The sequence below is a fragment of the Sulfurimonas sp. genome, assembly GCF_026991475.1.
In the GTDB taxonomy this organism is placed as follows: Bacteria; Campylobacterota; Campylobacteria; order Campylobacterales; family Sulfurimonadaceae; genus Sulfurimonas.
This window is the reverse complement of the sequence record NZ_JALXBK010000001.1, coordinates 23,720-31,368: the sequence shown is the minus strand read 5'-3', so window position 1 is coordinate 31,368 and position 7,649 is coordinate 23,720. Positions and strand designations below refer to the sequence as shown.

Genomic DNA, 7,649 nt, shown 5'->3' with positions numbered 1-7,649 from the left:
ACATGTCCTATGTTTCCTAAAGCTGTCAAAACCATCCATGTAGGCTTTGAAGACCCAAGTGGCAAAGCAGAAGAAGAGTACGAAAAAACGTATGATCTCATGCAAAAAGAGCTACTCCCAATGATTAAAAAAGAGGTATGTTAAAATGAAAAGAGAAGTAAGTAAAACAAACGACGGCGTAAAAATCAACTTTTTAGGTGAAGTTAAAAAAGACAATATTGTCACAATGGTACAAAACTGTTCAACTGGAAAATGTGAATGTATGAGCGATGATACAAAAGCAAAAATAAAAGATATGAAAGTCCATGGAGAAGACGGCGATGTAAACCTCTCCTTAGAGGGAGATGTCTCTGTTGATGAGATTCACGCAGCCCTTGCAAAATCTAAAGTCATCAACAAGTAAGAGTTAAAAACTCTTACCTATCTACTGTAAAACTTTTCTTGCATTTACATGTTGAATTGGACGATTATTTGGATGGTGTAATGTATGTAAAAACTCTTCTACTTCTTTCTTTGATACAGTAGAATAATCTTTCATAACAAACCATCGAACACCTTCAGAACATGGTGGTGTTGTAAGTGAACCATCAAATCTATAATACTTTTTATTCTTAGGCAGCAATTCATTTATCATAGCAGCAGACAAAGTAAAAGCTGATTTCTTTCCAGCTTTTTTGGGCATTTTTTCCCATATTTTATTGATAATAGGATTTGCCTTGCCATCTTGGAACATTACTGCTACAACGGCTAATGTCCCATCTTTTGCCTGATGTACAAAGTGCGCTTCAAGAGGAAAACTTTTACCATCTATCTGATTTTCGCTCGGTGTATGAAAATGAAACTGCTTGAGTTCAAACTCTTTGCCATCTATTTTAATAAAACTGCCTGGCTTAACACTTACTTCTACAGTATGTCCATTGTTAATTACATCTAATGCTCCTGTTGTATAGTGAAAACTAATTGGAGCAAGACCAGTCGTTGTAACCGTAATCTCTTTAGTTATATTAATAGGAGATTGTGAGCCACCAAGCTTACACTCTGCATATTTTGGATTTATATCACCCCAATGTGCAGGGTCATTATGTCCCGTGTACCCCCAATGAGAGAGAACACCTGCATACAAACTTCCTGTGAAAACTAAACTACTTACTATTATTTTATTAAACTTCATCTACTTCCTTTATAATAAACTTTCTCCATTCATTGTAAAACAATTTTTCTTATAAATTGTTGAAAAGAAAACAAAAAAGTTTAATATCTTATTAATCATTTTAGGAGTAAAATTTTTCAAGATAACTATTGAAAGCTAAAATAGAGGAAACATGAAACATATTATATTAAGCGTACTGATATTATCATCGGCTTTACTTGCGAGCACAAGAGTAAATACAATTTCTGCAGCCTTTAGTAAAGGTAAAGTAAGTGCTAATATTAAATATTATTATATACAAACAGATAAAGACAACTCATATACAAATACAAAAAATACTTCGGCATATGCAAATACAGTAGGTGGTCAATTACATTTTGACTCAGCATCATTGTATGGTTTTCGTGCAGGTGTAACATTTATGACTACAAATCCATTTCTTTTAGGTTCAAGTGTTGATGCATCAATCATTGGACGAGATAATGGAGTACGAATTGAAGGTAACCCTTCTGGAACAGTTGCAAGAAAAGGCTTTTCAGTTTTAGGTGAAGCATATCTTGCTTATGATTATCAAAATACTGGTGTTTATATTGGGAGGGAAGTAATTCATACTCCACTAATTGATGCAAAAGCTGTTAGATTATTGCCATCTGCTGTTGAAGGAGCTTCTGCACATTACACTTTGGCAGAAAAAACAAAGGTTATTTTTTCTTATTATACTGGATTTAAACAGAGAACGTCTAGTGTTTTTACAAATATTATCGAACATGCTTTAGGTGATAAAACAAAAGCTATTACGGGATCAGATTCTGGATCTTTAGAAATGTTAAGTTTTACACATCAAGCTAATGCTTATTCTTTAAAAGCATATGATTATTATGCAGAGAATTTTTTAAACTCTGTCTATTTGGATGGGAGTTATAAATTAAATCTTTCTGATGTTAAAGTCGCTTTTAGTGGACAATATATTAATCAAAAAAGTATAGGAAATGCAGATACATATTTTAGAAATAACCCTAGCGTTGCAGGTGGAAAAATATCTGTAAATGCTATAGGATTAAAAGCTGCTACAACTATAAAAAGTTCAAAATTTATCTTAGCATATTCAAAAGTTTTAAAAGAAAACAATAAGCATGATAGTTTAGTATTAGCATGGGACGGAACGCCATTATATACAAATATGATTACTTCTAATGATCTCTTTTCATCAAATTATGGAAAATCTTTAGGTTCAGATAGTATTTATATTGGTAATTCACAAGGCATAAAATTTGCTTACAACCAAAAATATGATAATTTTGGTTTAAAAGGATTTAGTACAACATTAAGTTATTTAGATATTTCAAACTCTAGATTTAATAAAGATCAAAATGATTACAATATAGTATTACAATATAAAGCTCCGAAAGCTTTTGTATTACAATTAAAAGGTATTTGGGTTCAAAATAACACAGCTGCTTCAGCAGATGGAACTATCTCTCAACTCAAACTATTATCTCAATATAGAGTAATAGCAAACTATAAATTTTAAGAACAAATTTAATTTATTCGATGTATAATTAACCGACTAGTTACTTAGTAGATATATAATGCAAGTATACACAAAGGAAAAATATGAAAACACCAACGCCACAACAAGTAGAAGCTATGATGGTAGAAAAAATGGGAGCACTTCCAGAGTCTCTAAACGCAGCCAAAGCAATTGATCCAAGATTTTTGATTGAACAGGCTATGAGCTCGAAATTTAGCGTTCAAGATGAAAACAATCCATTTGATGATAAAACTTCAATGATGCTTTTACTCGTAACTTCTATCACTTTAGGCAGTGAAGAGTGCGTAATAGAACAGACAAAAATGCTTAAAAAAATGGGCATAACAAAAGAAGAACTTGCATTTTTAGTAAAAATTGTAAAACATGGTCAATCAAGTGTAGTAATGGGTAACGCCAAAGCAGCATTTGCTACATTTGAAAGTTAAATAAAACAAACTAAGGAAAAATGATGAACCACTTTTTAAAAAGCATAATAGACTGGATGATGGACAAAGAAGAGGCTATGGCAAAACAGTGTGCCGTACCAATGAAAGAGATAGAATACCAAATTAAAAAGGTACAAGAGGAAAAAACAAAAGTTCAAGCACAATATGATGATGCAATGGGTGAACTTGATGATGTCTTAAAAAGACTTGACAAAATCAAAAATGCAGAAATTCTGCGTTGTGAGAACAAAGAAAAATAGTAGTGGATTTTCTACGCTTTAACACTTTTATAACACAAGATGTACTTATATTTTTTTACTACATTTTTGCTATTTTAGTGCCACTCTTTTTGTGGTATCTTCGTCCCTATATTTTGAAAAAAGTCTCTTTTTTTCAAACTGTGGACAAAGGTGCTATGAGCGTATATAAAAATTTAGATAAAGAGAAGAAGTTTCTATTTCTTCTCTTTTTATTTAGCCTCTTTTTCTGCATGGAACTCTGTTTGAGAATGGTTTTTGAGGCGATGATAGGCTATTTTGATATGCATAACTATCTTTATGAAATAGCAACACACCTAAAAGGAAAATCTTTATGAATGAAGCCTGCCACGAAATGAACCAAGGAGAAGTGCTAAACGCAGAGCATAAAGAGTACCCTCTTTTTCATGGTCTTCTTTATGGAGATAGAGTAAGCACTGCAAAATTTTCAAAAAGACTTAGCTGTAGCATAAAACATCTCCCTGTGAGAGTCTCATTTGACTATGAATACGACACACTTAAAGCTGTTGAAGAGGGTGTAAGCAAAGACCCTACTTTCTTTTTAAATGGAAAAATCTTTTTAGAGGGGTTAGTACAAGCTGAAGAGATTACACAAGCCTTTGAAACACTTCTTGCAAACAACAACTAATATATGAGTTATTTTCAAAGAGATAAGCGTTATATTAAAAATATAAATATAGCATTTCTTGTTATACCTATGGTTTTATTGCCTCTTCTTTTTGAGTGGTATTTTCACATAAAAGAGGTTGCTTTTTTTACAACTTACCATGATGAAATTTTAATAGCCAATATTTTTTACATAGTTTTAGTGCGTTTTGCTCTGCTTGATAGTGCAATTTACATCTTTAGCCGTTCAAAACACCATTTTCATGTAGCACTTATGCAGGTTGTACTCCTTTACTTTGAAGTAACCATTGTTACCATTATTTACTATGCAGTTGTTTTTAACATTTTTGATGTCTTTACTCTTTTTCATCTCAATTCAGAGTTTAGCCCTCAAAACCTTCAAACAATCCATGAGCATAGTTTTATAACATCTATGTATATTTCAGCTGTAACATTTACAACACTTGGTTCAGGAGACTGGATACCTCAAACTCTAAATGCAATGATGGCTGTTATTTCAGAAGTTATTTTAGGTGTAATTCAAGGTGGTGTATTTGTTGCTATTATTATCTATGCACATCAAAATAAAGATATTCTAAAATAATCTTTTTAATAATTACTAACATTTAAGTCTCATTTTACAAAAAATCAGTTATAATTAACCAGTTAGTTAATAGGATAGAAAAATGGCAAAACCAACAAGAGATGCTGAGGCTACAAAAGCAAGCATTATTCAAAATGCAATGATGCTTTTTGCAAAAAATGGCTATGAAGCTACGACTGCTGAAGAAATAGCAAAAGAGTGTAATGTTAACAAAGCAATGATTTTTTACTACTATAAAAATAAAGCAGGCCTCTACAGCGCTGTAATGAGTCACGCTTTAGATGCGATACATGAAGAGGTCATAGAGAGCGAAAAGTGCTGCGTTTCACCACTTGCTGATTTAGAAGCATTCATCAAAACATATGCCAAATATTGTGATGAGCACCCCTACTTGCCTGCACTCATATTAAGAGAACTCAGTGACAGCGGTGCTCACCTTCCGGAGATGATGTTTGAGAGCCTGCGAAAACTCTTTACACTGCTTAGTAGCATTTTAAAAGAGGGAGAATCACAAGGCATCTTTCATAATGTCATACCTATGATTATTCACTTTATGATTGTAGGCACTATCAACCTGCTTGTTACAACAAAACCGTTACGCGCAAACGCAGTAGCACTCAACGCAGACTTAGATACATGTAGTGACTGCGATATTGATGAAATTTCGGACTACATATTTACAAAAATTAAACTTATGCTGGAGGTAAAAAATGAAAAAAATCCTACTTGCGCTTAGCCTGCCCTATCTGCTAAGCGCCCACACACTGCCCGAGCTCTTTAGTGCGCTAAAGTCTCATGCGCAGACAAAATCAGATGAAATGAGTGTCAAAGAAGCAGCTATATCTGCTTCACAGGCTACATCGGAGCTTTACCCAAAAGTAAATCTCTTTGCTACCTATGACAACTACTCAGACCCTACAGGAATGGTACCTGTTGCACCAAATAGACTGACAAGAATGATAACACCAGCAGATGACATTTCACAGCCTTTTAGTTATAACATCTATAAAGCTGGTGCAAACTTCTCTATGCCAATTTTTGTAAAATCAATCTACACAATGGCAGATGAAGCAAAAGCTATGCAAAAGAGTGCAAAAGCAAAAAAAAGAATAAATATGCTGCAAAATGAGGCAATAATAGTAGGAAGCAATGCAAATCTACTCTACCTTAGCCAATTAAAAAAAGCACTTGATTTAAAAGAAAAATCTCTGCTAGAGACTGAAAAAACACTCAAGATAAAAGTAGATAATGGTCGTGTACCTGCCTCAGCACTTTACAAAATAAATGATGGATTAAATCAGATAAGTATCTCTAAAAACAATATAGAACTACAAAAGAAAAAAGCTGTAAGTTCAATAGAGACGCTCACAGGTATAAAACTCAGTGATGGAATTGCCATGCAAGAGCTTAGCCCTGTAAGAAAAGGTGCTCTTAAATCACTGCAACCTCTTCAAGAGAAAATAAAAGCCTCCCAGCTAAATGTACATGCACAAAAAGAGAAACTCTATCCATCAGTAGTAGCACATGGCGTTTACTCTTACTCAACGGCTAGAGCCTATAATACGCAAAATAACATAGATGAAAATTATGGAGAGATTGGCGTTTATGTCAATATTCCACTTTTGGCTATGAGTCGATATGATGCTATTACAAAATCAGAAATAGAACTTGATGCTCAAAGAGTAGAACTGCAAAAACTAAATGATGAGCTTACATCTAAAGCCGATATGCTCAACTCTTCACTACCACTGTTGGAGCGATCAATTGAGCTTTCACAAAAAAGTATAAAAAACAAACAAAAACTTTTAGAGATCGCTAAAATAAACTACAAAAGTGGAAGACTCACAACCGAAGAGTATCTACGCTATGAAGATGATGTAGTAGATGCAAAAGCAAAACTTTACCAAGCAAAAGCGCAAAAATGGCAGACAGTTATGCAACTCGCTGTAATTTATGCAAACAATATAGAGGAGATGGTTAAATGAACAAATATATAAAAATAATAATAGCGTTAATAGTAGTCGTAGGTCTTGGCATAGCAGGTGTAAAAAAGATAAAAGAGGCACGAGCGCATGATGCAAATTTGCCTAAAGCAAAGATTTATCCTATTGTAGCAAAAGCTATGAGTCCAAAAATATCAGCCGTAACACTTACTCTTCCATACTTGGCAGAGGTAGCAAATGATAAAGATGTGAAACTTGCTTCAAGAATTGCAGCAAGAATAGAGATGATAAAACCAAGTGGCACGCGGGTGAAAAAAGGTGAAGTAATTGTAAGACTTGACACAACTACAATTAGAAGTTCTCTTAAAAGTGTACAAGAACAGATACAGGCTACAAAGGTAGCACTTGCTAACCTTGAAGCAACACATAAAAGAACCCTAGACCTACTCAAAGTACAGGGTGCTTCCATTGAAGAGTCTCAAAAAGAGACTACAATGATAGCAAATACACAAGCAGGGTTAAATGGACTCAAACAAAAAGAGATAGAGTTACAAAACAACCTCTCTTATGCAAAAATTGTCTCACCTGTTAATGGTGTTATCTCTAAAACATTTACAAATCAAGGGAGCATCAGTGCGCCAGGCAAACCACTTGTTGCAATAAGCTCTAAAAATGGATTTTACCTTATGGTAAGAGTGCCTACTGACCTGCCAATACGCGGTGTGAAATTTGAAAATAAATTTTATGCAGCAACACCACTCAACACAACTTATCACGGTCTTGCAGAGTATAAAGTTTATACAGGAGATGCACATCTTGTAAGTGGAGATAGAGTTCAGGTTAATGTTGTTGTATTTAACCAAAAAGCAACACTCCTTCCATTTGATGCACTACTAAATAAAAATGGCAAAAGTTATGTTCTTGTTATAAATGGTGCTCAAGCAGAGGCAAAAGAGGTAAATATTATTCAAAGTGCACAGCAGGGTGTTGTTATTTCACAGAATTTAAAAGGTAAAAGAATTGTTGTTGCAAAACCAGATATTTTACTAAAACTCACAAGTGGTTACGCTTTAAAAGTAGAGGAATAGAAA

The 7,649-nt window shown here is 33.7% G+C and carries 11 protein-coding genes and 1 pseudogene; 11 read left to right on the top strand and 1 reads right to left on the bottom strand.

Annotated features, from left to right (window positions below):
- Positions 1-144: pseudogene (locus tag MV589_RS00185) on the top strand (arsenate reductase ArsC); the annotation flags it as partial.
- A gap of 1 nt (position 145) precedes the next feature.
- Positions 146-403, top strand: a complete 258-nt coding sequence (locus tag MV589_RS00180; RefSeq protein ID WP_297430922.1) for a hypothetical protein — start codon at positions 146-148, stop codon at positions 401-403.
- 21 nt (positions 404-424) lie between these two features.
- On the opposite strand, the gene MV589_RS00175 is transcribed toward MV589_RS00180, so the two are convergent.
- Entirely contained in the window at positions 425-1,171 is a 747-nt protein-coding gene (locus MV589_RS00175; protein ID WP_297430921.1) for a carbonic anhydrase, read from the bottom strand.
- Between the two features lie 151 nt (positions 1,172-1,322).
- On the opposite strand from MV589_RS00175, the gene MV589_RS00170 reads away from it, so the two are divergent.
- The 9 genes from MV589_RS00170 to MV589_RS00130 all read left to right on the top strand — a co-directional run bounded on the left by MV589_RS00170 (position 1,323) and on the right by MV589_RS00130 (position 7,646).
- Positions 1,323-2,681, top strand: a complete 1,359-nt coding sequence (locus tag MV589_RS00170) for an OprD family outer membrane porin (protein ID WP_297430920.1) — start codon at positions 1,323-1,325, stop codon at positions 2,679-2,681.
- 83 nt (positions 2,682-2,764) lie between these two features.
- On the top strand, positions 2,765-3,127 hold the full coding sequence (locus tag MV589_RS00165) for a carboxymuconolactone decarboxylase family protein (protein ID WP_297430919.1): 363 nt from the start codon (positions 2,765-2,767) through the stop codon (positions 3,125-3,127).
- Positions 3,128-3,150: 23 nt separating this feature from the next.
- Positions 3,151-3,387 (top strand): hypothetical protein, encoded by a 237-nt coding sequence (locus MV589_RS00160; RefSeq protein ID WP_297430918.1) that lies wholly within the window; start codon positions 3,151-3,153, stop codon positions 3,385-3,387.
- A 2-nt stretch (positions 3,388-3,389) separates the two neighbouring features.
- Positions 3,390-3,722: a DUF4282 domain-containing protein gene (locus tag MV589_RS00155; protein ID WP_297430917.1), complete on the top strand. Its 333-nt coding sequence runs from the start codon at positions 3,390-3,392 to the stop codon at positions 3,720-3,722.
- A complete protein-coding gene (locus MV589_RS00150) occupies positions 3,719-4,033 on the top strand; it encodes a hypothetical protein (RefSeq protein WP_297430916.1) in 315 nt (104 codons plus the stop codon). The genes MV589_RS00155 and MV589_RS00150 overlap by 4 nt, the downstream gene beginning before the upstream one ends.
- Positions 4,034-4,036: 3 nt before the next feature.
- Positions 4,037-4,615 carry an ion channel gene (locus MV589_RS00145; RefSeq protein ID WP_297430915.1) on the top strand — a complete coding sequence of 193 codons (579 nt, stop codon included), beginning with the start codon at positions 4,037-4,039 and terminating at the stop codon, positions 4,613-4,615.
- Between the two features lie 82 nt (positions 4,616-4,697).
- Positions 4,698-5,351: a TetR/AcrR family transcriptional regulator gene (locus MV589_RS00140; protein ID WP_297430914.1), complete on the top strand. Its 654-nt coding sequence runs from the start codon at positions 4,698-4,700 to the stop codon at positions 5,349-5,351.
- On the top strand, positions 5,326-6,600 hold the full coding sequence (locus MV589_RS00135) for a TolC family protein (RefSeq protein ID WP_297430913.1): 1,275 nt from the start codon (positions 5,326-5,328) through the stop codon (positions 6,598-6,600). The genes MV589_RS00140 and MV589_RS00135 overlap by 26 nt, the downstream gene beginning before the upstream one ends.
- Positions 6,597-7,646 carry an efflux RND transporter periplasmic adaptor subunit gene (locus MV589_RS00130; protein ID WP_297430912.1) on the top strand — a complete coding sequence of 350 codons (1,050 nt, stop codon included), beginning with the start codon at positions 6,597-6,599 and terminating at the stop codon, positions 7,644-7,646. The genes MV589_RS00135 and MV589_RS00130 overlap by 4 nt, the downstream gene beginning before the upstream one ends.
- Positions 7,647-7,649: the final 3 nt, after the last annotated feature.

Excerpts from the sequence above, each read along its gene's own strand:
- MV589_RS00145 (WP_297430915.1), top strand. The coding sequence starts at position 4,037 with ATGAGTTATTTTCAAAGAGATAAGCGTTATATTAAAAATATAAATATA.
- MV589_RS00130 (WP_297430912.1), top strand. The coding sequence starts at position 6,597 with ATGAACAAATATATAAAAATAATAATAGCGTTAATAGTAGTCGTAGGT.
- MV589_RS00140 (WP_297430914.1), top strand. The coding sequence starts at position 4,698 with ATGGCAAAACCAACAAGAGATGCTGAGGCTACAAAAGCAAGCATTATT.
- MV589_RS00180 (WP_297430922.1), top strand. The coding sequence starts at position 146 with ATGAAAAGAGAAGTAAGTAAAACAAACGACGGCGTAAAAATCAACTTT.
- MV589_RS00135 (WP_297430913.1), top strand. The coding sequence starts at position 5,326 with ATGAAAAAAATCCTACTTGCGCTTAGCCTGCCCTATCTGCTAAGCGCC.
- MV589_RS00165 (WP_297430919.1), top strand. The coding sequence starts at position 2,765 with ATGAAAACACCAACGCCACAACAAGTAGAAGCTATGATGGTAGAAAAA.
- MV589_RS00160 (WP_297430918.1), top strand. The coding sequence starts at position 3,151 with ATGAACCACTTTTTAAAAAGCATAATAGACTGGATGATGGACAAAGAA.
- MV589_RS00170 (WP_297430920.1), top strand. The coding sequence starts at position 1,323 with ATGAAACATATTATATTAAGCGTACTGATATTATCATCGGCTTTACTT.
- MV589_RS00175 (WP_297430921.1), bottom strand. The coding sequence starts at position 1,171 with ATGAAGTTTAATAAAATAATAGTAAGTAGTTTAGTTTTCACAGGAAGT.
- MV589_RS00150 (WP_297430916.1), top strand. The coding sequence starts at position 3,719 with ATGAATGAAGCCTGCCACGAAATGAACCAAGGAGAAGTGCTAAACGCA.